This window comes from Faucicola mancuniensis, assembly GCF_046523945.1.
In the GTDB taxonomy this organism is placed as follows: domain Bacteria; phylum Pseudomonadota; class Gammaproteobacteria; order Pseudomonadales; family Moraxellaceae; genus Faucicola; species Faucicola mancuniensis.
The window spans coordinates 1,768,389-1,795,376 of the sequence record NZ_CP171363.1; the positions used below are offsets into that span (position 1 = coordinate 1,768,389).

26 protein-coding genes and 1 pseudogene are annotated in these 26,988 nt (G+C 39.6%); 10 read left to right on the forward strand and 17 right to left on the reverse strand.

The annotated features are described in order from the left end of the window. Positions 1–92 precede the first annotated feature (92 nt). Entirely contained in the window at positions 93–965 is an 873-nt protein-coding gene (locus tag ACGTJS_RS08760; protein ID WP_315043128.1) for a hypothetical protein, read from the reverse strand. Between the two features lie 477 nt (positions 966–1,442). On the opposite strand from ACGTJS_RS08760, the gene ahcY reads away from it, so the two are divergent. The 6 genes from ahcY (at position 1,443) to ACGTJS_RS08790 (ending at position 5,535) form a co-directional block, all read left to right on the forward strand. After that, the gene (gene ahcY / locus ACGTJS_RS08765; protein ID WP_410471780.1) at positions 1,443–2,825 is read left to right on the forward strand and encodes an adenosylhomocysteinase; all 1,383 of its coding nucleotides are present in this window, start codon (positions 1,443–1,445) and stop codon (positions 2,823–2,825) included. Positions 2,826–2,915: 90 nt separating this feature from the next. Further along, positions 2,916–3,146 carry a hypothetical protein gene (locus ACGTJS_RS08770; RefSeq protein ID WP_315043131.1) on the forward strand — a complete coding sequence of 77 codons (231 nt, stop codon included), beginning with the start codon at positions 2,916–2,918 and terminating at the stop codon, positions 3,144–3,146. Next, a complete protein-coding gene (locus tag ACGTJS_RS08775) occupies positions 3,146–3,625 on the forward strand; it encodes a PIN domain-containing protein (protein ID WP_315043132.1) in 480 nt (159 codons plus the stop codon). The genes ACGTJS_RS08770 and ACGTJS_RS08775 overlap by 1 nt, the downstream gene beginning before the upstream one ends. 9 nt (positions 3,626–3,634) lie before the next feature. Then, complete coding sequence (metF, locus tag ACGTJS_RS08780; RefSeq protein WP_410471781.1) at positions 3,635–4,582, forward strand: methylenetetrahydrofolate reductase [NAD(P)H]; 948 nt, start codon at positions 3,635–3,637, stop codon at positions 4,580–4,582. A gap of 196 nt (positions 4,583–4,778) precedes the next feature. Beyond that, positions 4,779–4,982, forward strand: a complete 204-nt coding sequence (locus ACGTJS_RS08785; RefSeq protein WP_410471782.1) for a hypothetical protein — start codon at positions 4,779–4,781, stop codon at positions 4,980–4,982. Further along, entirely contained in the window at positions 4,963–5,535 is a 573-nt protein-coding gene (locus tag ACGTJS_RS08790; protein WP_410471783.1) for a DNA-3-methyladenine glycosylase I, read from the forward strand. The genes ACGTJS_RS08785 and ACGTJS_RS08790 overlap by 20 nt, the downstream gene beginning before the upstream one ends. 93 nt (positions 5,536–5,628) lie before the next feature. On the opposite strand, the gene rarD is transcribed toward ACGTJS_RS08790, so the two are convergent. Beyond that, a complete protein-coding gene (gene rarD / locus ACGTJS_RS08795) occupies positions 5,629–6,579 on the reverse strand; it encodes an EamA family transporter RarD (protein ID WP_410471784.1) in 951 nt (316 codons plus the stop codon). A 166-nt stretch (positions 6,580–6,745) separates the two neighbouring features. Here rarD and ACGTJS_RS08800 point away from each other — a divergent pair, with 166 nt between their 5' ends. Both ACGTJS_RS08800 and ACGTJS_RS08805 read left to right on the forward strand, forming a co-directional pair. Further along, positions 6,746–7,213: an Lrp/AsnC family transcriptional regulator gene (locus ACGTJS_RS08800; RefSeq protein ID WP_410471785.1), complete on the forward strand. Its 468-nt coding sequence runs from the start codon at positions 6,746–6,748 to the stop codon at positions 7,211–7,213. A 100-nt stretch (positions 7,214–7,313) separates the two neighbouring features. Further along, positions 7,314–9,947, forward strand: coding sequence for a heavy metal translocating P-type ATPase (locus tag ACGTJS_RS08805; RefSeq protein WP_410471786.1), 2,634 nt, complete (start codon positions 7,314–7,316; stop codon positions 9,945–9,947). Positions 9,948–9,950: 3 nt separating this feature from the next. Here the strand turns inward: ACGTJS_RS08805 and ACGTJS_RS08810 are convergent, their stop codons facing one another. The 7 genes and pseudogenes from ACGTJS_RS08810 to ACGTJS_RS08840 all read right to left on the reverse strand — a co-directional run bounded on the left by ACGTJS_RS08810 (position 9,951) and on the right by ACGTJS_RS08840 (position 15,846). Beyond that, on the reverse strand, positions 9,951–10,220 hold the full coding sequence (locus ACGTJS_RS08810; protein ID WP_410471787.1) for a hypothetical protein: 270 nt from the start codon (positions 10,218–10,220) through the stop codon (positions 9,951–9,953). Continuing rightward, a pseudogene (locus ACGTJS_RS08815) lies at positions 10,217–10,402 on the reverse strand (IS1595 family transposase); the annotation flags it as partial. The pseudogene ACGTJS_RS08815 and the gene ACGTJS_RS08810, both read right to left, overlap by 4 nt. A gap of 77 nt (positions 10,403–10,479) precedes the next feature. Further along, the gene (locus tag ACGTJS_RS08820) at positions 10,480–11,325 is read right to left on the reverse strand and encodes a transporter substrate-binding domain-containing protein (protein ID WP_315043141.1); all 846 of its coding nucleotides are present in this window, start codon (positions 11,323–11,325) and stop codon (positions 10,480–10,482) included. Positions 11,326–11,530: 205 nt separating this feature from the next. Continuing rightward, on the reverse strand, positions 11,531–12,670 hold the full coding sequence (locus ACGTJS_RS08825) for a 5-methyltetrahydropteroyltriglutamate--homocysteine S-methyltransferase (RefSeq protein WP_410471789.1): 1,140 nt from the start codon (positions 12,668–12,670) through the stop codon (positions 11,531–11,533). Positions 12,671–12,815: 145 nt separating this feature from the next. Then, positions 12,816–14,858: an FAD-dependent 5-carboxymethylaminomethyl-2-thiouridine(34) oxidoreductase MnmC gene (mnmC, locus tag ACGTJS_RS08830; protein WP_410471790.1), complete on the reverse strand. Its 2,043-nt coding sequence runs from the start codon at positions 14,856–14,858 to the stop codon at positions 12,816–12,818. Between the two features lie 9 nt (positions 14,859–14,867). Continuing rightward, positions 14,868–15,269, reverse strand: coding sequence for a hypothetical protein (locus ACGTJS_RS08835; RefSeq protein WP_410471791.1), 402 nt, complete (start codon positions 15,267–15,269; stop codon positions 14,868–14,870). Between the two features lie 22 nt (positions 15,270–15,291). Continuing rightward, positions 15,292–15,846 carry an inner membrane-spanning protein YciB gene (locus ACGTJS_RS08840; RefSeq protein ID WP_410471792.1) on the reverse strand — a complete coding sequence of 185 codons (555 nt, stop codon included), beginning with the start codon at positions 15,844–15,846 and terminating at the stop codon, positions 15,292–15,294. Between the two features lie 91 nt (positions 15,847–15,937). Here ACGTJS_RS08840 and ACGTJS_RS08845 point away from each other — a divergent pair, with 91 nt between their 5' ends. Beyond that, complete coding sequence (locus tag ACGTJS_RS08845) at positions 15,938–16,888, forward strand: PHP domain-containing protein (protein WP_410471793.1); 951 nt, start codon at positions 15,938–15,940, stop codon at positions 16,886–16,888. 151 nt (positions 16,889–17,039) lie between these two features. Next, on the forward strand, positions 17,040–17,675 hold the full coding sequence (gene upp, locus ACGTJS_RS08850) for a uracil phosphoribosyltransferase (protein WP_410471794.1): 636 nt from the start codon (positions 17,040–17,042) through the stop codon (positions 17,673–17,675). Positions 17,676–17,779: 104 nt separating this feature from the next. Here upp and ACGTJS_RS08855 read toward each other — a convergent pair whose 3' ends face one another. From ACGTJS_RS08855 to ACGTJS_RS08890, 8 genes are all read right to left on the reverse strand, one after another. After that, complete coding sequence (locus ACGTJS_RS08855) at positions 17,780–18,127, reverse strand: YbeD family protein (protein WP_410471795.1); 348 nt, start codon at positions 18,125–18,127, stop codon at positions 17,780–17,782. Between the two features lie 100 nt (positions 18,128–18,227). Further along, on the reverse strand, positions 18,228–18,665 hold the full coding sequence (locus ACGTJS_RS08860; protein WP_315043812.1) for an Lrp/AsnC family transcriptional regulator: 438 nt from the start codon (positions 18,663–18,665) through the stop codon (positions 18,228–18,230). 29 nt (positions 18,666–18,694) lie between these two features. Next, positions 18,695–20,596 (reverse strand): RNA polymerase sigma factor RpoD, encoded by a 1,902-nt coding sequence (gene rpoD / locus ACGTJS_RS08865; protein ID WP_410471796.1) that lies wholly within the window; start codon positions 20,594–20,596, stop codon positions 18,695–18,697. A gap of 146 nt (positions 20,597–20,742) precedes the next feature. Then, complete coding sequence (locus tag ACGTJS_RS08870) at positions 20,743–20,997, reverse strand: 2Fe-2S iron-sulfur cluster-binding protein (protein WP_410471797.1); 255 nt, start codon at positions 20,995–20,997, stop codon at positions 20,743–20,745. Positions 20,998–21,051: 54 nt separating this feature from the next. After that, positions 21,052–22,185 carry a class Ia ribonucleoside-diphosphate reductase subunit beta gene (gene nrdB, locus ACGTJS_RS08875; RefSeq protein WP_410471798.1) on the reverse strand — a complete coding sequence of 378 codons (1,134 nt, stop codon included), beginning with the start codon at positions 22,183–22,185 and terminating at the stop codon, positions 21,052–21,054. 359 nt (positions 22,186–22,544) lie between these two features. Next, complete coding sequence (locus tag ACGTJS_RS08880) at positions 22,545–24,341, reverse strand: acyl-CoA dehydrogenase C-terminal domain-containing protein (RefSeq protein ID WP_410471799.1); 1,797 nt, start codon at positions 24,339–24,341, stop codon at positions 22,545–22,547. A gap of 92 nt (positions 24,342–24,433) precedes the next feature. Continuing rightward, complete coding sequence (locus ACGTJS_RS08885) at positions 24,434–26,218, reverse strand: EAL domain-containing protein (RefSeq protein WP_410471800.1); 1,785 nt, start codon at positions 26,216–26,218, stop codon at positions 24,434–24,436. Further along, positions 26,205–26,966 (reverse strand): 16S rRNA (uracil(1498)-N(3))-methyltransferase, encoded by a 762-nt coding sequence (locus ACGTJS_RS08890; protein ID WP_410471801.1) that lies wholly within the window; start codon positions 26,964–26,966, stop codon positions 26,205–26,207. The genes ACGTJS_RS08885 and ACGTJS_RS08890 overlap by 14 nt, the downstream gene beginning before the upstream one ends. Between the last annotated feature and the right edge of the window lie 22 nt (positions 26,967–26,988).

Genomic DNA, 26,988 nt, shown 5'->3' on the forward strand with positions numbered 1-26,988 from the left:
TTATGTGTATAACAAAAAAAATTATCAATATAATTTGAACAATAAAAAAACGGTATTAAAAAATACCGTTTTTTGTGATAGATGACTATCTATTAGAAGCGGAAAGTTAAACCAACTTTAGCAATTGGGTAAATTACATTTTTATTTTGTAATTTATGAGTTAAGTCATCTTTTAATTTTTGTTTTGCATCATTAACTTGAGCATTAACAGTAGGGTCTTGAATACTAACACTACCGTCTACGTTAACGGTCGCTTCGCTTTTACCCATATAAGCAGCACCTACTTCACCAAATAATCCCCAACGTTCAGAGATATTTGGACGATAACCAATCGTCAAGTATGGAGCGATATCGTTACGTGGTTTTACGCTTACATCTACTTTAGAATTAGTGTCTACAGTATATTTTACACCGTTCACAGTAAAATTAGTTGATTTGTCATTTTTCAATTTAGCACTGATTTCATTATCTTGGAAAATTACACCAGTGCCAACAGTAAAGCCATTTGACCAAGGACGCATATTTACACCTAAATATGGGTTGTTTAAATCTGCTTTATAGTCCAAAGTACCTTTAAAATCTTGGTATTCATCGCCAAGAACTTTCTTCCAGTTAATGTAAGAATCATTGGTGTCTAAATCAACATCACCGTCAATTTTACCACCGTTCCAACCAGCAACAAGCTCAGTTTTGTCGTTTACGCCCCAAGCGATGTTACCACCGTAACCTAATGTACCAACTTCAGCACTGATAGCGGCTGGGTGGATAGCTTTGTTAAACAAAGTTTTTGTACCGTCAACAAGTTGTGTTGTGGTGTTTTTTACGATACCGTTGTCTGGGTTGTAAGTTGTGGTTGATACCGCAACTGGCTCTGCGATAACTTGTTGGTCAACAACAACGTCTTCTGCAAATGCAGAAGTTGCTAGCAATGCAGCAGGGATAACTGCTAATTTTAAAGCTTTCATAGATTTTCCTCTTATTAAAAGTTTGGATATTTTATCATAGTCAATTTAAATTTGCTAGAATATTAAAGTGAGTTTTGATAAATTGAGATGTACGCGTAACGCTGAATATGCCTTATTTGACATATTTTGTTACGAAGTTGCCCATGTGCGTATTAAACCTTATTTTGCGTTGGTTGTCATCATTTTTTTTAAGTGTTTATGTAGTATTATGTAAAAAACTTGTCTAAAATGTAATTTTTATCACAGTTTTTTAGCAAAAATATGAATTTTGCAACTTTTCTGATGTTATTTTTCACAAAACAAGTGATTTTTTTGTCATAATTTTTTAAAATAGGCAATCCCAAGAGATGTTGCGTCTTTTATTTATTTTTTAATAAAAGTCAGGCTTGGTTTTCTTTTTTAGCAATTTTTTTAAAAAGAAATAAATAACGACATCTGCGATTTACTTTTTTTAACCCAAGATAAGGAGTGGACGCAGTGTCTACACAAAATTTTACCGATTATAAAGTTGCCGATATTAACCTTGCCGACTACGGTCGCAAAGAGATTAAACTTGCTGAAACCGAAATGCCTGCCTTGATGGGGCTACGCAAACGCTATCAAGCCGAACAACCTTTAAAAGGTGCAAAAATTGTCGGCTGTATCCATATGACCATTCAAACCGCTGTACTGATTGAAACGCTGGTGGCATTGGGTGCAGAAGTTCGTTGGACATCGTGCAACATCTTTTCAACCCAAGACCACGCAGCGGCAGCTATTGCAGCGGCTGGCATTCCTGTATTTGCGTGGAAAGGCGAAACCGAAGAAGAGTACGAATGGTGCTTGCGTCAGCAGTTGTTTGTTGGCGGTGAAGAGAGCGGTGAGCTTTGGGACGCAAACATTATCCTAGATGATGGTGGCGATTTGACCGCCCTAATTCACGACAAATACCCACAAATGCTTGACAAAATCAACGGCATTTCGGAAGAAACCACAACAGGTGTTCACCGTTTGATTGATATGCTTGCCAAAGGCACACTAAAAGTCCCTGCCATCAATGTAAACGATGCCGTTACCAAATCAAAAAACGACAACAAATACGGTTGCCGTCATAGCCTAAACGATGCTATTAAACGTGGTACGGACATGTTGCTATCTGGTCGCCGTGCGTTAGTGATTGGTTATGGTGATGTGGGCAAGGGTTCGGCTCAAAGCCTACGCCAAGAAGGTATGATTGTGCGTGTCAGCGAAATTGACCCAATTTGTGGTATGCAAGCGTGTATGGACGGCTATGAGCTTGTTTCGCCATTTGTGGGTGGCGACCCTGCCAACGGCGTGAACGAAACTTTGCTAAAAGACACCGATTTAATCGTAACCACCACAGGCAACTACCACGTTTGTAATGCCGATATGTTAAAAGACCTAAAATCAACGGCTGTGGTATGTAATATCGGACATTTTGACACCGAAATTGACACCCAATTTATGCGTGATAACTGGAAATGGGTGGAAGTCAAACCGCAAGTTCACCAAGTTTACCGCTCAAATGACGACAGCGATTATTTGATTATCTTGTCAGAAGGTCGCCTTGTAAACTTAGGTAACGCCACAGGACACCCATCTCGCATTATGGACGGCTCATTTGCCAACCAAGTGCTGGCTCAAATTCATCTGTTTAAAGAAAAATTTGCCGATTTGCCAGCCGACAAAAAAGCCGACAATGTGTATGTTAAAGTGTTGCCGAAAAAACTTGATGAAGAAGTGGCAGCTGCAATGGTGGCAGGCTTTAATGGCGTGATTACCAAACTCACCCAAAAGCAAGCGGACTATATTGGCGTAAGCGTTGATGGACCATTTAAGGCTGATGAGTATAAGTATTGATTGATTTAAAAGCCCAATAATTTGGTGTAAAATAAGGCAAAAGTGCATTGCTTTTGCCTTATTTCTCTTAACATTATTAGGAATAGTGCTATGACATTAGAACAAGCCATTTATGAAATTACACATAAATCTAGTTTTGAAGAACAGCTTTATGCGATTGAGCAAATTAGTAAAAATTTGCGGTCAGCTCACGCCCCTACGATAAAAAAACCAAGAAAAACTTTTGAACTTCATCCTTTTAATCTTGGTAAAATTGAACCGCCAACTCGTGAAGAAATGTATGATGAACGTACCAAACAAATTTTAGGAATTGTAGAGTAATGTCAAACTATCAAACTTTACAACAATATTCCAATCTTTTTGCAATTGATACCAATATTTTAATATATGCCTACAATGTTGGCTCACCATTTCACAATCAAGCTCAAAAATTTTTAATGCAAAAAATGAAAGAAGTAAATGAGTTTGATGAACTGCCTATTTGTATTTGCCAACAATCGTGCATAGAATTTGTCAATGGTATCACATGGCAACGATTAGAAAACCCTCTTTCTGTTAGTCAAGCTATTAATATTATTGAATATTTAAATGATTGTGGTTTAACAATCATTCACCCAAAACACAGCCAAGTTACCACTTTTAGCGAACTTGTATTATTGCATAATTCACGCAAAAAGATTTTTGATACTTCCATTGCATCAACTTTAAAAGATAATAAAATCAAAGGATTATATACCGTCAATGTCAAAGATTTTCAAGATTATGATTTTTTGACCGTGATTAATCCACTAGCCGAGTAAACCATAACCATGACCCCAATCCTAAACCGCCTAAACCAACTAGAAAACCTAGTTAATGAATTAAAAAATGACATTAACAACCAAAGCCAAGCCGTTAAATCAAACCCAAATTCAACAAAAACGCCCTTTTCTTTTGAATTTTTTCCCACAAAAACGGACGAAGGACAGGCCAAACTTTTGACCGTTTTTGATGAATTAAACGAATTATCGCCAAAATATTTTAGCGTAACTTACGGTGCAGGCGGTACAACTCGTGAACGCACGCTCGGCATTGTCAAATCTTTGACCGAAAAATCCACCACCGACATTGCTCCGCATTTGTCGTGTATTGGCGATGGAAAATGTGAAATTGGAGAATTGCTGGATTTTTATAAATCTTTGGGCGTAAAACGACTGGTTGCCTTGCGTGGCGATTTACCAAGTGGTCAGGTTGGTTATGGTGAATTGCCGTATGCCCTTGATTTGGTTAGATTTATTCGTGAACACAGTGGCGAGCATTTTAACATCAAAGTGGCGTGTTATCCAGAAATGCACCCACAAGCCAAAAGTTTTGCTCACGACATTGACAATTTGGTGAATAAATTTCATGCAGGGGCGAATGAAGCCATTACCCAATTTTTTTATAATGCCGACAGCTATTTGTATTTGCGTGATGAGCTTGTCAAACGTGGCATTCACCAAGACAAATTCCCCATTGTTGCAGGCATTATGCCAATCACCAATGCAAGTAATCTAATCCGCTTTGCCGATGGTTGCGGTGCGGACATGCCACGTTTTATTCGTAAGCAACTTGCCGATTTTGGCGATGACAAAAAAGCTATTCGTGAATTTGGTTTTGATGTGGTGGTAAAATTGTGTGAACGTTTGATAAGTGAAGGTGTGCCAGCCTTGCATTTTTACACCATGAACACGGTTAATCCAAATAAAGAATTGGTAAAATCCCTAAATTTGGTATAAGTACAAATGTTTACTTATAAAACGCTGTTTTGGCTTATCATTACCAATATTATTAGCACCATTTTGCATTACGCTTTGAGCATTATCCAGAACCCGACTGGCTAAATGCTCATGTGGTGGATTTGTTTTGGTTTTTTATGACGCCATGTGCGTTTGTTGCCTTGCATTTTTATAAACGCCAAAATTTGCCAAAGGCTTGACCGCCCTACTCGCCTACTGTGCAATGAGTTTACTCGTGCTTGGGCATTATAATTATGCACCGTTTTTTGACATCAGTTTTAAAATTCATCTGTTGATTTGGATTGAAGCGATTTTGGCAATGATTTTGGCAGTTTATGGCGTGCTGTATGTTTGGCAATTTAAAATAAAGGAAAAATCAATTGCAAAATCAATCACTTAAACGCTGTATTTGGTGCGGTGATGACCCATTATACCAAGCCTATCACGATACTGAATGGGGTAAAATCATTGACGATGACAAAACACTCTTTGCCCTTTTGTGTCTTGAGAGTATGCAAGCGGGTTTGAGCTGGATTACCATTTTGCGAAAGCGAGAGCGGTTTTATCAAGTGTTTGATAATTTTGATCCAAATAAAGTCGCCTTTTATGATGAAAATAAAATCAATGAATTGATGATGGACGCTGGCATTATTCGCAACCGTGCCAAAATCAATGCCATTATTCATAACGCCAATTTATTTTTAAAAATCACGCAAAATCAATCCTTTAGCGATTATTTATGGGCAATGTCGCCCAATGGCTTGGCAAAAAATCCACTCATCAACCACCCAACCGACATTAGCCAAATTCCTGCCACCACCGAATTTTCGGACAAAATGGCAAAACAGCTCAAAAAAGACGGTTTTAAATTTTTGGGTTCGACCACTTGTTATGCCTTTATGCAGTCGTGCGGTATGGTGAACGACCATGTGGCGGATTGTGATTTTAGATAACTTTTTTTTATATTAATTATAAAAAAAATTACTAATTATTTTGCTTTTCTAATTCATTCCTATAATTTATATTATGCCTGTTTTATAAAACAATTAAGTGGTGGAGTTGTTTTTTTGCAAAACGGCATTCACAATCATGACGATAATGCCCGCCCAAATCAAGCCAAAACTAAACATTTTTTCAACGCTTACCACTTCATTTAACACAACAATGGACAACAAAAACATTAACGCAGGCTCAAGATAACTTAACATACCAAACAAATTCACAGGCAACAGACCGCTTGCCGACAGATTGCTTTGCATGGCAACCGCACTGATAATCCCAAGCCCAACCACCAACGCCATCATCACGCCAGAGCCTGCCACCACAGATAACGAATCGCCTTGATACAACAAAACCGCCAACGCAATCGGTGAAATGATACTCAAATCCACAAACAGCCCCAACAATGCAGGTACGCCTTGCCAACGTCTTAAACCATAATAAATCGGATACGTCAGACACACCCATGCAGTCGTCCACGATACCGAACCCGCCAGCCAAATTTGAAGCAACACACCAAGCCCAGCAAGCACAATTGCCAAAGTTTTTAAACGGTTTAAACGTTCAGCAAACACCACACAGCCCACCAACACCATCATAAGCGGAAACAAAAAATAGCCGATAGACACATTGACCGCTTGCCCATTCACAGGCGCCCACATAAACAGCCACAACTGACTGGCTAAAATCGGCGTTGGCAATACCAATAACAGTTTGTCTTTTGGTGTGCGAAGGCTTTGCAAAAATTTGGCAAGTTTGGCAAAACCATCGCTAAACAGCATAATTACCACAAGCCCAAACCACATCGCCACCATTCGCCACAAAAACACTTGCGTGCCTGTCAAAGGCGACAGCCAATGACTGTACATATACAGCACGGCAAATAAAATATTGGATAACAACGCCAACGAAATACCGACCATCACACGATTTTGGCTAAAAATGGTTGATAAATTGGAAAGATTGAACAAAAATTGGTTTGAAATTGCTTTTGTCATAAAAACCCTACACCTAGTAATAAATATTGAAATAGTATAACGGCTTTTTTTGCAAAATTATTTCATTTTTTAACAATTTGTGCTAAATTATGCCATGAAAATTTGCCAAAAAAAATTATTTTTGCAAAAAAGTGTTTAATGTTTTTTGCCTAACTGGATAAGTGCTATGCAACACGAAATTGATGATATTGATAAACGTATTTTGAATATTTTACAAGAAGATGCGACCCTGCCGTTAAAAAACATCTCAGAGCAAGTCCACGCTTCGGTGGCAACTTGCCAACGCCGTATCCAGTTTATGATGGATTCTGGGGTGATTACCAAACAAGTGGCGATTATTAACCCTGTGGAGTTGGGTTTTGGTTTGACCACTTTTGTGTTGATTGAAATGGAAAAGCAAAACAACGCCATGCAAGATGCGTTTGAGCGTTTGATGAACCGTTTGCACAATGTGATGAGCTGTTACGAAATTTCGGGCGATTTTGATTTTTTGTTGTTGGTTCATGCCAAAAATATGGAAGATTACCACCGTTTTACACGAGATTATTTGACTTTTGAAAACAATGTTAGACGTTTTAAAAGCCAATTTGTGATGAATTTTGCCAAAGTCGGTACAAAAATTGAATTGGATTAACTGGATTGCAATCGGTTAAAATGGCTTGCTGTTAAGCCAATATTTTCCAAAAAAATGCGTGATGGTGTATAATAAGCATTTTACAACATGATTGGTTAAAATGTCTGACACTTTTCGCACCACTTACCAAAATACCGAGCTGGTCGTTCCCCCTGATGGGCATTGCTTTCATTGTGGCGACCCCTTGCCAAAACAGCCGTTTTTTACCCTGATTTTGGGTGAACAGCGTGCCATGTGCTGTCTGGGTTGCCAGCTTGCCAGTCAAAGCATTGTAGAAGCTGGGCTTGAGCAATATTACCTTGACCGTAGCGAGATTAACCGCACCGCAAGCTTGCCAGACAGCCTGCACCAACTACAAGCCTACGACCATGATGATATCAAATCCCAGTTTGTGTATGGGCAAGATGGGCATGATGTCGCTGAGCTGTCAATCAGCAATTTACGCTGTAGTGCCTGTGCATGGCTGATTGAAACGCAGTTAGGCAGGTTAGACGGTATGAAACAGTGCCAAGTCAATCTAACCAATCAACGAATGCGAGTGATTTGGGACGACAAAAAATTGCCGATTAGCCAAATTTTGTCAAAAATTCAAGCCATCGGCTACAATGCCAAGCCCTATCGCCAAGACACCCACGAAGCCATGCTTCGCCGTGACAATCGCCGAATGCTGTTTCAATTAGGTATTTCGGCATTGGGGACAATGCAAGCGATGATGTTTGCGGTGGGGCTGTATTTTGGCGAATACGCAGGCATGAATGGCAATGACAGAGAGTTTTTGCGGTGGGTGTCACTGTTTGTCAGTATTCCTGTGTTTTTGATTTCAGGCTTGCCGTTTTTTCAGTCGGCTTTTTCGGCTGTCAAGGCTCGCCAAGTCAATATGGACGTGCCGATTAGCATTGCCATTACCATCACTTTTTTTGCCAGTCTGTACGCCACCATGACCCACACGGGTGAGACCTATTACGACTCGGTGAGTATGCTGATTTTCTTTTTGTTGGCGGGCAAATATGTGGAGCATAACGCCCGTATTAAAGCGTCCAGCCTTGCCAATGATTTGGTCGTGGTTGAGCCGATTTTGGTGGAAAAATTGGGACAAGAAAATGTTCAAAACTCTCCCCAAGAGTTTGCAACATTGTGTGAAAAATACCAAACCATTTTTGCCAATCATTTTGCAAAAGATTCAACATTAGACAATACAACAGACAACATCAATCTTGAAAATTGGGTATCCGCTCAAAATCTACAAGTGGGCGACATTATCCGCATTGACGCAGGGTCAAGCGTGATTGCGGATGGGGTGCTGTTGTCAAACCATGCCGCCGTCTCGCAAAGCCTATTAACAGGCGAAAGCGATTTAATCGTTAAAAATCAAGGTGATAGCCTGGTTGGCGGTAGCCAAAACGACAGTCAGCCGTTTCTGATGCAAGTTACCGCCTTGCCCCAAGACAGCCAAATTGGCGTGATAGACCGCCTTGTTAATCGTTCCTTAAGCGAAAAACCACAAATTGCCCTGCGTGCCGATAGGCTGGCTCGCTGGTTTATCGCTCGTGTGTTGGTGATTGCTAGTGTCGTGTTTGTCAGTTGGTATATGATAAACCCCAGCCACGCCATTTGGGCTACCGTTGCGGTGTTGGTGGCGACTTGTCCGTGTGCCTTGTCGCTTGCCACACCGATTGCTTTGACCGTATCCACCAACCGTTTGGCAAGTTTGGGCTTTTTGGCAACTCGTGGACATACCATCACCACTTTATCCGAAATCACCCATATCGCTTTTGACAAAACAGGCACTTTGACTTACGGACAGCCCAATTTATTGGCGATTGATGTGATAAATGACAATATTGATAAAAATTTTGACAAAAATATTGATAAAAAACTTCACAATCAAAATTTGCAAAATCATTATCTTGCTATAGCAGGTAGCCTAGAAATCGGCAGTCGCCACCCAATCGCCCACGCATTATTAACCGCCACTCGGCAAATGCACTTGCCGATAACCCAAGATTTACAACATATAGTCGGCGGTGGCGTGCAAGCCATCATTGACAATCAAACTTATCGATTGGGGCATTTTGCTTTTGCAACCGATAACAATCCTAATTTAACAGATTTTTTACCAAATAATGACAATTTCCAAGCCAGCAATCATGTAACTTTAAGTGTTAAAAAAGGCGAAAATTGGCAAATTTTAGCCCATTTTTATTTTCATGATAAAATCCGTGAAGAAGCGTTTGAAACAGTAAAAAATCTGAAAAATCAAGGGCTTAAGTTGTTGATTTTGACAGGCGACCCAAGCGACCAAGCCAACAAAGTCGCTAAACAACTTGGCATTGACACGGTGTATAAAGGCTTGACACCAGATCAAAAAGTCGCCCATATTGAAGCCTTGCAAAATGCCAATCATATTGTGCAAATGGTGGGCGATGGTATCAATGACGCACCTGTGTTGGCAAAGGCGAATGTATCAACGGCGATGGCAGGCGTGGCGGATTTGGCTCAAGTATCAAGCGATTCGCTGATTTTAAATGGCAAAATCCAAGCGGTACTTGATGGATATCGTGTTGCCAAAAAAACCGACAAAATCATTGCCCAAAATTTTCGCTGGGCGTTGGGGTATAATATTGCGGTGTTGTTGCCGTCTGCATTTGGCTATGTTCCGCCTTGGCTTGCGGCGATTGGTATGTCGTTGAGTTCGTTGTTTGTCGTGTTAAATGCGTTGCGTTTAAAACGTTGATGATTAATCGGCAAATTTTTCAGTTAATTTATCCAACAGTTTTTGTAAAGTTTGATTTTCTTTGTCTTTTTGCAAAATAATTTTATCTTTATGTTGAATGATTAATTTTAGCTGTTCAATTTCTTTTTGCTGAGGTTGATTGTCGTATTGATACAATGTTCCTGAATTGTTTAAATGATTAATGCCAATACCACCACTAAAATTTTGAACAGTATTTTCACTACTTGGCATTAAATCAAAAGGCTCTAGACTATCAAGAACTAAAAAACTCACTTAATCAAATCCCATAAATGGCGTTGTAATTCATTCAAATCTTTATTCCAACGCCACCTTGCGAAACGGTGTTTCTCATCTTTTAAGTGAAACTCAAAATTTGCGGTTACGCCACTAAATTTGGCAAGTCGTCTTTTGGTAAAACTCCAAAAGCTCTCAATGCCATTAATATGACAATTACCGTTTGTTTCTAGTCTAGTATGGGTTGTGTTGCTAGTCTAGAGCCTTATTAATTATCGCTTTTACTGGTTTTATCAAATTATTGTGATGTTGCACTCGCATTGATGATATTTTTTGTTGAGCCAAACCATTTTGCATAAATTTTATCATAAGTGCCATCAGCTTTGACTTGTTTTAAACCTTCGTTAATTTGATTTACCAATTCACTTCTGCCTTTTTTGATTGCAAAAGCAAAGTGGTCATTTTCAGTGTTAGGCACTTTCATTACTTTAACATTATCAAATCCTGAACGCACATTTTGTGAATTAATCATATTCACATCATCAATCACAGCATCTGCTTCGTTTTTTAGCATGGCTTTGTACGCCAAAAACATTGTTGGAAATTCTTTTGCACTGGCAAAATTGGCTTTGGCAAACTCGCTATAGTTTGTACTAACTTGTGCACCAACTTTTTTATGTGTTAAGTCTGCGTAGCTTTTGATATCAGGTGAAATAAAAGCAACTGCCATGTAGCTATCCATATACGGCTCAGAAAAATCCATTTTTTGCAATCTTTCATCTGAAATTGCTACACCCGAGGCAACAATATCACTTTTATCATCATTTAAAGTCTCAAAAATCGTATTCCAGTCGTGTGCAAATGTTTCCACCTTAAAGCCTTGTTTTTCACCAATAGCATTGATTAAATCTACATCAAATCCTGTTAATTTGCCAGATTCATCTTTAAATGTGAATGGCTGTCCTGAGGCTTCAACAGCCATTTTATAAGTGGCTAAGGTTGCAGGTGAGGATTGCTTGGTTGTCGCCGTTTGTGTCTCTGTTACCGCAGGTGTAGAGGCTTGAGGTTGTGGCTCTTCAGGTGTTTTTTCACAACCTGCTAACAAAATTGCTGTTGATAAAGCAACGATAAGTTTGAACTTCATCGGTTTTCTCCGTAAATGTTTTAATAATATTTTGGTTTTTACAATTATCTTATATTTTTTTAATATGTTATTTTAGAAAAATTTATCTTAAGTAACACAACAATATTTTACATCTGGTTAAGAAAAGATACAAAATTGTTTTTCTTTAATGGTAATAAAAAAGCGATAACCGAAATTATCGCTTTTTGTTTGATTAAAATTTAAATTAGCTCCACACTTCATCACTGATTTCTTTTATCAAATCAAGTTTTGCCCATTGTGCTTGTTCGGTCAAAATATTGCCTTCTTCGGTGCTGGCAAATCCGCATTGTGGCGACAGGCAAAGCTGATTAATATCCACAAATTGCGTGGCTTCTTTGATACGCTCAATAACCGCCGTTTTGTCTTCCAAATCGCCTGTTTTTGACGTGATTAAACCCAGTACAACTTGTTGATTTTTAATGTTTTTTAGTGGAGTAAAGTCGCCTGCTCGCTCGCTGTCGTATTCCAAAAAGAACCCATCAATTTTGCAATTGCCAAACAACTCTTCGGCAACAGGAGCGTAACCACCTTCAGAAAACCATGTTGAGCGGAAATTACCACGGCAAATGTGCATTGTGATTTGCATATCGGCAGGTTTTGCGTCCATAATGCGGTTTAAAAGTTTGACATAATCTTTGGCAACTTTGTCCAAATCAATGCCACGAACCTTGTATTCTTCACGCTTATCCAACGCACAAAACTGCCCCCAACTGGTGTCGTCCAATTGCAAATAACGCAAACCTTGTGCATAAAATTTGTTCATTGCCTTGATGTAGGCGTTGGCGATGTCATCGTACAATTTTTCTTCGTCTTGATAAATGTCAAGCGGAACATAGTTTTCTTCACGAATGGTGGCGATGATGTGGAGCATACAAGGCGATGGAATAGTGAATTTAGTTGGGTAGTCGCCTGCACAGTCTTTTAAAATTTGGTAGGCTTTGACAAATGGGTGGCTTTCGCTGAAGTCAATTTTGCCCACGATTTTGACCGTGTTGCCCTTTGGTTTTACGCCTTGAAAATGCACAGGGAATTTTTCAAGGTCAATCATCTCTACGCCATCAAGCCCTGCCAAAAAGTCCAAATGCCACCACACACGGCTAAATTCGCCATCGGTAACGGCTTTTAAACCGTGCTGTTTTTGCAAATCTACAAGTTTTTGCACTTCATCTGTTAAAATTTTATCAAATTCTGTTTGATTAATTTTACCGTCTTTTAAATCAACTTTTGCTTGTTGTAATGCTTGTGGGCGTAGAAACGAACCGACCACGTCATTGCGAAATGGGGCAATTGTACGTGTGGTGGCGGTTGGAAATTGTTGGCTCATGATATTCTCTCTTAGCTACATTTTTAATAAAATTTTAACGCAACTATAAACCCTATCAGTGATTTTTTCAAACTATGATTTTTCAAGGTAAGTTGAAGAATTTTCATGTTGCTGACAAATCACATGAATTTTTTGAGAAAATAGTCTAAGCATTTAACACTTTGCGATTTGGGTTTAATTTTGCGACCATATTTTTGCCAAGTGGCAACATTTCACCACACATTAAGCCCGCTAACAGCTCGCTACAAATCGGAGCATAGGCATAACCCTTTGACCCCAATGCCGAAAACGTCCAAATACGGCTATTTGGTTCGCCCACTTGCCCCACCAACGGCAAATAATCCACCGTTTGACAACGCAAACTTGCTCGCCCTTGCCAAGCCGTTTGCCAATTTTCATCAACTTTTATCGTGTCTTTTAGGCTTGGTACAACCGCCAAAAAATCTTGCACATTGATATCATGGTCGGCACGTTGTGGCGTGGTGTCAAAAGTATCACGGATAAAACTCGCCCCAAGTAAGGCAAAATTTTGTGAATATTCGCCATCTTTTTGGCTAAAATTGGCAAAATAACTGCCATATTTGAGTGGCAATTTAGGCATTTTCGCTTGGGTATTTTTGTCAATCGTACACCAACTGACTTGCCCACGACTGTGGTTAAAGCGTTTGATTTTTGGCAAAAAATCGCACGTTGCCAATGCGGTGCAAAGCACAACATGGTTAAAGACCTGACTAAAATTGGCAAAATTTAGCGTAATCTTGTTATCTTGTTGTGCAATGCTATTTAAAGCTAATTTTTTAAAACTAATATTAGTATGACTTAATACTGCTTTGGCAAATTTAGCGGTATCAATCAGCCCTGCTTTTGGCAAAAAAATCGCCTGTCCAACGTCATATCCCACCAGATTTTTGGCTTGTTGTTCGGTCAAAAGCGTGGCAAATTCGCTTGGAAAATCCTGCACTTCATCAAGCTCAAGCCGATTGTGCGATAACAAATCCAAACAGCCAGTCGTCTGTAAAATCTCAATACCTGTTTGCTCGCTTAATGTTGGATAAGATCGGCAACTTGCCAAAAATCCAATGGCGTGCAAATTGGTGGCAAGGCGTGTTAAACTGGTAAGTTTTGGGGCTAAAAATGCCCGGACATTGCCCGATGCCCCCGATAACGGCTTGTCTTTGTCAAAAATGGTAACGTCATGCCCACGACTTGCCAACGCATAAGCGGTTGTAAGCCCTGCCACCCCTGCACCGATAACGGCAATGGACATTTTTTGTGTATTTTTTGGTAGATTTGGCAAATAAAAGTCTGATTTTTTGGATTTGTTGGCAAGTTTTTTGCGGTTGCGTTGTGCAGTTTCAAAATGTTGGGTAAAAGGTAAGCTGACAAAATAAGGTTTGATTTTTTTGTTATAGCGAAATTTTAATTCGGCAAAATTGATTTGGCTTTGTTTTGGCGAAAATATAGCGGTAAGCATTTCACGCTTTTTGCCAAATCCTTTGACTTTTTTTAAGATAAAATCATGATTGATTAAGTTTTGTTTGACAATATTGGCAACGCTAAAAGTTGATAACGTGGTATTGGCTTTTGATAAACGTTTGATTTGATTGAATAAATTATTTGACCAAAGTTCATCATTACAACTGGGGGCAAAACCGTCCAAAAACCACGCATCAATTTTTGCCGTGCCTGTCAGTTGCGATAGACTGTCGGTGGCGTCGCCAAGCCAAATATCTAGGGTAACATTGGGAGATAGCGACAGGCGATGACAACCTGCCAAAGGTGGTGGATAGTTGGCAATCAGTGGCTTGGCAAATGGGGCAAGCTCATGCCAAACGCTTAAGGCTTTTGCTAAGTCGGCTTGGGTTAATGGGAATTTTTCGGTACTGATAAAATGTAGGTGAGCGTTCGCCAAATTGGGATTTTTATCAATAATAGTTTGCCAAAGTTGCCATGTTGCCAAAAAATTTAAGCCTGTGCCAAAACCAATTTCACCAATGACAAAACGTTGATAGCTGTTAAGTTTGGCAAAACGTTCTGTTAATTGATTTTGTTCAATAAATACATAGCGACTTTCGGCAAGTCCATTTTCTTTGCAAAAATACACATCGCCAAAATCGGCGGAAATTGGCACGGTTAAGCCATTTTTATCAGTTTGCCAATCAAGGCGAGCGGTGCTAATTTTTGACATTTATTGGGTTTACCATGTGGATTTGTTTCTACCAAAAATAAACCAACCCAGCAATAAGCCAATAACTGCCGACAATAGGGCGATAAATCCACCATAAACTAACAACTGTCCGCTTTTTTCATTGACAAGTACATTATTTTGGGTATTTAAGCTGCTCACTTGGCGTTGCAATTCGGCATTTTGTGTCAATAGTTGTTGATTGGCTTGTGATAATTGGCTATCAGTGGGTTTGTTGGTTTGGGTGAGTGTAGGAGCGGTGCTGCTGGCGGTCGCTGTGGTCGGCTGTGTGGTGAGTGGTTGCCCTGTGGTGGGATCGTTTACCACGACATTGACTTCGGCGTGAGCGGTGCTAAATATTAGACAAAAGTTTAAAAAAATAGCGGTAAGAACTGGATTTTTTGGCATATTCATGAGATTTTACCTTGTGTTTTTCTTATTTTTCGGTGGATTTTTCGGTAAGGTTTGTGTTGATTTTATTTTTTAAAAAGACAAATTGACCGACCATAAAAATGAGCATGACAGGTATCCAGCCGTAAGTTTTAAAGTTAATCCACGTTTCATTACTGGTAAAAAAGGCAAAATAATATTGCAACCCTGCCATGATGATAAAATAGACTGTCCAAGCAAGGGTGAGATTTTGCCAACCTTTTTTGGTTAAATTAAACACACTTTTCATTGCCATCTGTAACAATGGCTTGCCAATCATCACGCTGACGAGTAGGGCGATGGCAAAAATACCGTTGATAACCACCGATTTCCATTTGATAAAGGCTTCGTCATGAAACGCAAGGCTTAAACCACAAAAAACAATGGTTAAAATCAGCGTTACCCATTGTTGTTTATTGAGTTTGCCTTTTTGTTTGATAAAATGCACGACATAAACTGCCAAAGTCGCCACCAACAACGCCCCTGCACCTGCCAGCACGCCGTAAGTTTTGGCAAAATAAAAAAACGCAAACAGTGGAATTAAGTCTAATATTGCGGTCATACAAAAATCCAAATAATTTAATGCCGTTAGTTTACACATCTATGATAAAATCGCAAGGTTTTTATCGCAAAATTTTATGACGGAATTGTTTATGTTAAATATAAAACAACAAAATTTTACTAATATCCAAGATGTTTTAAGCCAAAGCCCAATTTACACCCATTTGCCAATCGATTTGCATTGTCATAGCACCCGTTCGGACGGCACGTTTAGCCCTGCTGAAGTGGTGCAAAAAGCCTTTAACAATGGCGTAAAAGTGTTGGCATTAAGCGACCATGACACGGTTTTGGGGATTGCAGAAGCTCGCCAAACTGCCGAACAACTGGGAATGTACCTGATTAATGCGGTAGAAATTAGCTGTCGCCATCGTGTGATTGGCGGTTATTCCAAAAAACCTGCCCAAACCGAAAAAGTCATTCATGTGTTGGGCTATGGTTTTGATGATTTGGATAAAATTAATGAAAAATTGTCCGCTATTCAACAAAGCCGTGAAACTCGTGGCTATGCCATGTGCGAAAAAGTCGCCAAAACTTTTAATCTGCCGATAGATGACATTTGGCAAGATGTATTAATCCAAGCAAAAGGCAATCCACAAGCGGTGGGGCGTACCCATATCGCCAAAGTCATGGCGGATAAAGGTTTGGTGTCTGACGTGCAAAAGGCGTTTACAGGCTACCTTGCCGACCACAAAAGCTGTTATGTGGCGTTGGACGGTTTGAATTTAAAAGATTGTGTCAAACTCATTCATGATTGCGGTGGCAAAGCGTCTTTGGCTCACGCCACTCGCTACAATCTGACGGCAAATAAGGTGCGAAAGTTAATCGCCGATTTTGCCAATGCGGGCGGTGATGCGGTGGAATTGCCCGCCAGTAACGAACCACCGTCCACTCGGCATATGGTGGATAGGGTGATTAAAGAGCATGGTTTAAAGGTGTCTATCGGTAGTGATTTTCATGGGACGACCATGCCGTGGCGAGTGTTGGGCGGTGTGCCAAAATTGCATGAAGGACAAATTGGGATTTGGGAAACTTTATTTTCGTAAGAAACTTTTTATTTAATAAAAAATATGAATGGCTAGAATACTTTAGCAGTGGTTTTTTTTATAAAAATTCGTTAAAATAACAACCAAAAATTAGGGCAACCATTCCATTAATTTTTGATAAAAATAACAACCAAACCAAAAAGAGCCAACCATGAAAATCACCGTCATTGACCACCCACTCATTCAACACAAACTTAGCCTAATGCGAGAAGCTGACTGTAGTACCTACAAATTTCGTACACTCACCAAAGAGCTTGCCCGCCTGATGGCATACGAAGCGAGCCGAGATTTTGAAACCGAAAAATTCACCACGAAAGGCTGGGAAGGCAACGATATTGAAGGCATCCAAATCAAAGGCAAAACCGTAACCGTTGTGCCGATTTTGCGAGCAGGGTTGGGTATGTTAGACGGCGTGTTAGACATGATTCCGACTGCCAAAATCTCCGTTGTCGGCTTACAACGAGACGAAGAAACGCTTGAGCCTGTGCCATTTTTTGAAAAATTTGTCAAAGACATTGACCGCCGTCCAGCCCTAATCCTTGACCCTATGCTTGCCACAGGTGGTAGCATGGTTGCGACCATTGATATGTTAAAAAAACATGGCTGTAAAAATATCAAAGCCCTTGTGTTAGTCGCCGCCCCAGAAGGCGTAAAATTTGTGAATGACGCACACCCAGATGTTACCATTTTTACCGCCGCCTTAGACAGTCATCTGAATGAACACGGCTATATCGTGCCGGGGCTTGGTGATGCAGGCGATAAGATTTTTGGTACAAAACAATATTAATTTATCAAAATCCAAAAACTTGCAAAACGTTCAAACATAAAAAAGGCTATCAATTAGCCTTTTTTATTGCAAAAAATTTGCTGATTTTTATCATATGGTCCAAACTAAAACACGGTTTTTACCGTTTCGGCATTGTCTAACATTTCATAAAGTTTGTTAATTTGTTCGGCTTTTGTGGCGTAAACATTGGCACGCACCGAATGAAAACGCCCTGTGCGTGATGCGTTCATGGTTAAGCTGGCTAGGTCAAAGTCTGGAAAAACACTTGCCAAAATAAGTTTGACTTCGTTCATCAAGGTGTCTTTATGCCCTTCATGTCCGATGATACTCATGGGGTAGTCCATCGGAAAGTTCCAAAGTGCTGGGTTTTTGATGTCGGTTTTTTTGCTTTGGATTTTTTGTTGTAGGGCGGTGGTGGCGATATCGTTGATATTGATAGTTTTATTTGTCATTTTGTTTGCCTTTTGATTTTTTTAAGTTGTTATGTTGAATGGAGATTTTTATTAAAAAATCAACCTTGACAAATTTTATTAAAAAATATTTATAATTTTGTTAATTAATATTGTTTAATTGAATATCTTTCATTACAAGCGTTGATGTGATTTTTTGCACATTTGGCAGGCTTGATAATTGAGTATCGTACAATTTTTGATAGCTTGCCAAATCTTGCGTGAGTATTTTTACCAAATAATCAGGCTCGCCAAATAATCGCACCGCTTCCACGATTTCATCAATAGTTGCCAACGCATTTTCAAATGCCAAAATATTATCTTGGGTCGTTTCTTTTAAATTAACAAACAACATGATGGAAAAATTCAAGCCCAAATGGGCATTATCAATATCGGTGCGATAGCCCAAAATTGTGCCGTTTTCTTCCAATGCTTTTACTCGGCGTTGGACAGGTGATAAACTAATGCCTACTTTTTCAGCAAGTTCGGTAAGAGAAATCCGCCCATTTTTACGCAAAATTGCAATAATCTTGTTATCTATATTATATCAATCATTTTTTACATAAAAAATCAATCATTCTCAAGGAACGAACGTAAATGCTCCGAACGGCTAGGGTGGCGAAGTTTGCGTAACGCTTTGGCTTCTATTTGACGAATCCGCTCACGAGTAACATCAAACTGCTTGCCAACTTCTTCAAGCGTATGGTCGGTCGCCATATCAATACCAAAACGCATTTTTAACACTTTGGCTTCTCTTTCTGTCAAGTTTTCCAACACTTCACGAGTGGCATCACGTAAACCTTGAGCGGTCGCTTCATCAACAGGACTGCTAATGCTAGAATCTTCAATAAAATCACCCAAATGGCTATCTTCATCATCACCAATCGGCGTTTCCATTGAAATCGGCTCTTTGGCGATTTTTAGCACTTTACGCACTTTTGCCTCGTCCATGTCTAAGCGTTCGCCTAACTCTTCTGGCGTTGGCTCACGTCCCATTTCTTGCAACAATTGACGAGAAACACGGTTGATTTTATTAATCGTTTCAATCATATGCACAGGAATACGAATGGTGCGAGCTTGGTCGGCGATAGAGCGAGTGATGGCTTGGCGAATCCACCAAGTTGCATAAGTTGAGAATTTGTAACCACGGCGGTATTCAAATTTATCAACCGCTTTCATCAAGCCGATATTACCTTCTTGGATAAGGTCAAGGAATTGTAAACCACGATTGGTATATTTTTTGGCAATAGAAATTACTAGACGTAAGTTGGCTTCTACCATTTCCTTTTTGGCACGGCGGGCTTTGGCTTCGCCCACAGACATATTGCGAGCCACCACTTTCATTTGGTTAATTTCCATACCCAACTGTTGTTCATAGTTGGCAATACGCTGTTGGTAAGGCAAAACTTCGTCCAATACTTTTGCCAAGGTATCGGCAAAATCAGGCTTGCCAGCGATACGGTTTGGCAACCAGTCCAAATTGGTTTCGTTACTTGGGAATGATTTACGAAATTCTTCTTTTGGCATTTTACCACGACGAATGACGAGCTTCATGATTTGGCGTTCGTTTTGGCGTACATCTTCGTACACTTCACGCATCATATTCATGATAATATCAGACATACGTCCTGTTAATTTAAACAGCATAAAGCAGTTTGCCAAATCTTCGTAGGCTTTGTTGGCTTGTTTACTATCACGACCGTGTTTTTCTATGGTTTTTTTGGCGACTAGATAAATTTTTTCTAATTCTTCAAAACGGGTTTTTACTTCTTCAGGGTCAAGACCGCTGGTATCGTCAGCTTCAGCGTCATCGCTGATATCATCGCTATCAAGCGATTCTTCATCTTCTGCAACTTCGTCCAACTCATCAAGCTCTTCATCTTTAACGGATTTTTTGGCAATGACAGGCAATTGAATGTCATCAGAGCCTTCACCAATCTCAATATCATCAGTCCCTGCATCTAAAAAACCTGTGATAATGTCCGAAACCTTTTTTTCACCTTCAAATATTTCTTGATACTCTTTTAAGACAAGCTCAACAGTACCAGGCCAAAATGTCATGGCATATTGCACATCACGCACGCCATCTTCAATGCGTTTGGCAATGGCGATTTCACCTTCACGCGTGAGCAAATCCACCGTCCCCATCTCACGCATATACATACGCACAGGGTCTGTGGTACGCCCCGGTTCTGATTCAACCGATGCCAGCACCGCCGCCGCTTCATCTACCGCAATCTCGTCATCATCGCCATCGTTGCTCAGCATCATGTCGTCTTCATCAGGGGCGACATCATAAATTTTGATACCGACATCAGATAACATCTGAATGATGTCTTCAATTTGGTCGCTTTCAGTTACCGAGTCAGGCAGTTGGTCATTGATTTCGGCATAAGTCAAGTAGCCTTGTTCTTTACCCATTTGGATTAACGTGGCTAGTTGGGAAGTTGAATGTTCGTCATAATCGCTCATGCTGGCTCGCTTTTATTATATAAAAATAATTGTGGGAAATATTAAAAATTTGGAAAGAAAAAGTTAATCGTATATTATAGCTGAAAAAATGGGGATTGTTGGTAAATTTATAAAGGGTAAGAATAAATTTTTTTATAAAACATGCGTCAAATTAACGCCAAAACCCCTTTAACATAACAACAACACGGCAAAATCTCATCATCATTTAACATCACAAGCGGTGGGCTAGGGTAGTGAAGTTGGGTTTGTTCATTCATCGCTTTGAACTTTTTTTTACAAGTGCCACAATAACCTTGCCGACATTCAAAATCGGCAACCACGCCCACACGCTGTAACCCTGCCAACAAAGTTTCATTGTCATGCAAATAAAATTGGCTGTCTTTGGTGATTATCCACGCCATAAAAGCAACGGTGTTGTTTGCTAAAGTTATTAATAAAACTGTTAAAAAAGAATATTACAATTCAAAATCATCAAACGCACCATCGCCCAATTCTGCGTCAATCTGACCGACCAAATAGGTGGTAATCTCCGACTCTTGTGGCGCGACTTGTACATTGTCTGATGACAACCAATTGTTAATCCAAGGGATAGGGTTGTTTTTGCTATTGGCAAAAATAGATGGCAAACCAACCGCTTCCATACGCAGATTGGTAATATATTCTACATACTGTGCTAAGATATTTTCATTTAAGCCAATCATTGAGCCATCTTTAAACAGATATTTTGCCCATGCTTTTTCTTGCTCGGAAGCGACTTTAAAAATTTCAATACAATCTTGCTGACATTCTTGGGCGATTTGTGCCATTTCTGGGTCATCACGACCTGACTGCATAAGATTAATCATGTGTTGTGTGCCGTTTAAATGCAAGGCTTCATCACGAGCAATCAATTTGATAATTTTGGCATTACCTTCCATGACTTTGCGTTCGGCAAAGGCAAATGAGCAAGCAAACGACACATAAAAACGAATCGCTTCCAAAACATTAATCGCCATTAAACACAGATATAATTTTTTCTTAAGTTCTCTTAAGCTGATTTTGATAGTTTTGCCATGAATGATTTGTTCACTTTCACCATAAAGATTGTACAATTGTGAAGTTTCATACAAATCATCATAATATTTGGCAATGTCGGTCGCACGTTCCAAAATTTGTTCATTTTCCACAATTTCATCAAAAACACGGCTTGGGTCGGTCATGATATTGCGAATGATATGGGTGTAACTGCGTGAATGAATGGTTTCGTAAAACGACCACGTTTCAATCCAAGTTTCCAGCTCTGGTAAAGACACCAACGGCAATAACACCGCATTGGGGCTACGTCCTTGAATACTGTCAAGTAATGTTTGGTATTTTAGATTGCTTAAAAAGATGTGTTGTTCGTGGTCTGGCAAATTAGCAAAATCCAATCTATCTCGTGATACGTCAATTTCTTCGGGTCGCCAAAAAAATGACAATTGTTTTTCAATCAGTTGCTCAAAAACAGGGAATTTTTGTTGGTCGTAGCGTGCCACATTCACAGGTTGCCCAAAAAACATCGGTTCGGTTAAAGGATTGTTTTTGATTTGGACAAAAGTTGAGTAATTCATAAGCGTTACGACCCTACAGCAATAAAAATGGTGGTTATTATACCGTTTTTGTACAAAAATTGCCATGCCATTTATTCATAAATTCTTAGAACCTGTATTCACAATGTTACGCAGTAAAATCTTACAAGTTTTTTAATCAATATTTATTTGCTTTTGCATGAAAAATGGCTAAATCTTGCTTTTCTGCGTCAAAAACTTGTTTGATAGAATAGCTATCAAACTGCATTTTTTCCTTGAAAAGCTGGCGATTTATCTCATTTTTCATTGCAAAAATGTTATGAATACAGGTTCTTAAATAAAAAATCCGTTTTTAATCGTAAAAACGGATTTTTGTTGCTTTGACAAAAGTGATAAATCAATTAAAACACAAATTCATCAACTTCCATGCTCATTAACGGCTCAAGACCGCTGTCAATGCGTTTGACATAGGTCAAAGTGCGTGGCAACAGTTTTGCAAAATAAAACTGTGCGGTTTTGATTTTGGCGTTATAGAACTTGGCTTCGGTGGTGTCGCCTTTTAGGGCTTGCTGTGCAACCAATGCCATTTTTGCCCATAAATAGGCTAGGGTAACGTAACCGCTAAAGTACATATAATCCACCGCATTCGCACCAACAGCATCAGGATTTTCAACCGATTGCATACCGATGCGAGCGGTCAAATCGCTCCAATCTTTGTTTAGGCGGGCAAGTGGGCGGACAAATTGTCCCATTTCGTCATTGTCTTTGTGTTCTTCGCAGAGTTTGTGAATGACTTTGGTAAAGTTTGCCAACATTTTGCCTTGCGAACCCAACACTTTACGACCCAATAAGTCAAGCGATTGGATTTCGGTTGTGCCTTCGTATAGGCAGGCGATACGGGTATCACGCACGTTTTGTTCCATACCCCATTCACGGATAAAGCCATGCCCGCCATACACTTGCACGCCGTGATTTGCCGATTCATAACCTGTTTCGGTCAAGAAGGCTTTGGCAATTGGCGTTAAAAGCGATAGCATTTGGTCAGCGTAAGCGACTTGGGCAGGGTCTTCGCCTTTGGCAACCACATCGGCAAATTGAGAAAGGTAATACACCAACGCACGACCGCCTTCGGCAAATGCTTTGGTTGTCAAAATCATATTACGCACCGCAGGGTGAACGATAATTGGGTCAGCAACTTGTTCTGGCACTTTTGCACCGCTTAACGCACGCATGGCAAGGCGTTCTTTAGCGTAGCTTAAACCACCTTGAAACGCCACTTCAGACGCTGTTAAACCTTGAATTGCCGTACCGATACGAGCGGTATTCATAAAGGTAAACATACAGTTTAAACCTTTGTTTTCAGTCCCAATCAAAAAACCTTTCGCTTTATCAAAGTTCAAAACGGCAGTCGCTGACGCTTTAATTCCCATTTTATGCTCAATAGAACCGCACGTTACCGCATTGCGTTCACCGATTGAGCCGTCTGCATTGATGTTAAATTTTGGCACGATAAATAGCGAAATTCCTTTTGTGCCTTGTGGTGCGTTGGGCAAACGAGCCAATACAATATGCACGATATTGTCCGCCATGTCGTGTTCGCCAGCAGAAATAAAGATTTTTTGACCTGTAATCGCAAATGAACCGTCATCATTTGGCTCAGCTTTGGTACGGATAATACCCAAATCAGAACCTGCGTGTGCTTCGGTCAAGCACATTGTACCTGTCCATTCACCTGTAATCAGCTTGCTTAAATAAGTAGATTTTTGTTCATCGTTACCATGATGTTCAATAGTACGAATTGCCCCTTCAGAAAGACCTGGGTACATAGAAAACGACCAGTTTGCCGAACCTACAATTTCGTTAATGATAGAACCTAGCGAAATTGGCATACCTTGACCATCATATTCAACATCGCCACATAATGACGTAAAACCAAGCTCACAGTATTGTTTGTACGCTTCTTTAAAACCTGTTGGCGTATAGACATTGCCATTTTCAAAACGACAGCCTTCTTCATCACCTGTACGATTGAGCGGTGAAAGTTCGTTTTGAGCAAAATCCGCACCTGCTTCTACAAAGCTGTCTAGCGTGTCTTTATCCACTTCGGCGAATGCAGGAATGGTTTTATAATGCTCTTCAAACTTTAACAACTCGTGCATGACGAATTTAATATCACGGATAGGTGCGGTATATTGCATGGTATTTTCCTTTTTAATAAAATGAAATAAGTTTAAAAAATATGCCTATAAGATAGGAAATTTTTAAAAAACTTACAAGGTTTTTACCATGACTATGCGGTCATAAAATCTTGTATCCAAAGGGTTGTTTCGTCCACAGACATGGGCTTGCCATAAAAATAACCTTGAGTCATATCACAGCCGATTTGTTGGAGTAACGCCAACTCTTCAGCCGTTTCCACGCCTTCGGCAACCACTTCCATATCAAGGCTATGCGCCATATCAATGACCGATTTTACCAGTTTTAATTTGCGTTCATTGGTGTGAATATTTTGGATAAAAATTTTGTCAAATTTGACCGTATCAATCGGATAATCCAACAAATAACTGAGTGACGCATAACCTGTCCCAAAATCATCAATGGCAAGTTTAATGCCTCGTTCATGTAAAAAATTGAGCATGGCTAGGGTTTGATGATTGTTATGCAGTTGAGCCGTTTCGGTAATTTCAAACTCAATATGATTGGCAAAAGTTGGATATTTTGCCAAAATCTCTGTCATAAACGGCAAAAAATGGGCATGCCAAAGCTGACGCACATCTACATTAATCGCCACTTTGACATCAAAGCCCATCTTGTCCCAAAGATTGACTTGTGTCATACAATAATCCACAATATTTTCAAACAAATCTTGAGAAAAATTCTCTAACACTTCATCTAAAAAATCTTTTGGCGATAAAATTCCAAGCATAGGGTGCTCCCAACGCACCAAAGCTTCAAAAGACAAATATTTGGTTTTAAAACAAATTTTTGGTTGAAAAAACGCAATCAACTGCGAATCTTTTAACGCCTGTGTAAACGCACTTTTCACGTGCACACGATTAAACATGGGACTATAATCCAACGTATCAAACCACACAATCCGATTACCGCCCGTGCTTCTAGCTTGTTTTAATGCCTTGTCCGCTTGGTGCAACAAGGTGTCATAAGTCAGAATATTGCCTTGATACAATGCTACGCCCATAGAAAAATGCACATAAATATGAGAGCCATTAATCAAAAAATGTTGATGAGAAATCTGTTGCAACTGTTCCAAATAATTTGTCAAATCTGCTGGCGAGCTCATAGTAATGAGCAAAGCAAAATCATCACCGCCTAGACGAGAAAAGCCTTGCACATTGCAGTTTATCGGCTCAATTTCTTTCACACGTTTGACAAATGCCTTTAAAATCATATCGGTGGCAAGTCTGCCGATACTGGCATTAAAGGCTTGCAAATTATCAATATTGATTCGCACAATTGCCAATTTTTGTTGATATTTTTCAACCAAATCTGCATTATTAATGATATTGCGAATAAAAACGCTGGTTAATGTAAAAAAGTTTTGACGGTTTTGTAGCCCCGTTAATTGGTCGTATTCCAACACATTTTTTAATGACGTTTCTATCTTGGTTTGTTGGCTGACATCGGACAAAAGTCCTAGATAAATGCTGATATCATCATTGATTTTTATCGGAATACCTCGAATATGAGCAAAAATTTGTTTACCATTTGGCGGCATGATTACCATCAAACGGTCAATTTTTTCGCCATTTTTGAGTTTTTCTTCGGCTTGCAAAAAAATCTCTTTGCGACTGTCTTCAAACCCTTCAATCGGATTGATGGAAAAATAGTGCCCTAAAATATCTTTTGGCTTGCGTTGCAAAACGTGCATCAATCGCTTGTTAAAAGCAATAAATTGACGACGATGGTCAAGCAAAAATACCGCATCTGATATGTTATCTAACAAATGGTTTAAAAAAACTTGATAAATATCAGCAGAAATATACTGCTCAAAAAATGCGGTATCGGTATAAAAAGCGGGTTGTTCTGGATAAGCGGATAAATCAAATGTGTTCATATGTTACAGTGTATAACGTTTGTAAAGCAGTTAAAGCGACAACTGGAGCGGTCTCGGTACGCAAAATGCGTTCACCGATTTGCCATGCCAAAAAATGATGCTGATAGGCAAGATTTAATTCTTCATCAGACAGACCACCTTCTGCACCAATCAGTAAACAGTAATTTTTGTTTTTATCAAATTTATTAAAACCAAAAATTTGTTCACTTGACAAACGTTCTGGTACGGCAAGCACGATTTTTGTCGTATTTGGCTCGTCAAAATTTTTGATAAAATCGTCAATGCCAATCGGTGCTAAAATTTGTGGAATGATGTTTAATCCGCATTGCTCGCACGCAGCATTTGCCACGCTTTGCCAATGTTCTAGTTTTTTGGCGATTTGGTCAGGTTTTAAACGCACTTCACCGTGATGACTGGTTAATAACTGAATAGTGGATACGCCTGTTTCGCACGCTTTTTGAATGGCGTAATCCATACGCTCGCCACGACTCATGACGAGGGCAATCGTTACACCAAATGGCAAACTGCGGTTCACTGGATTAAAATCAGTGATGGTAACTTGGGCAGTTTTTTTGTCTATTTGGCAAATTGTTACGCTGTATTCACCGCCTTGCCCATCAAAAAAAATTGCGGTATCGCCAACGTTAGCTCGCAATACTTTGCACCAATGATGAAAAATGTTGTCGGTCATGGCGATGGTGTCGCCAATTTTTAGTAGATTGGGTATGTCAAAATAAAATCTTCGCATGATTGGTTATCATTTTATAAAT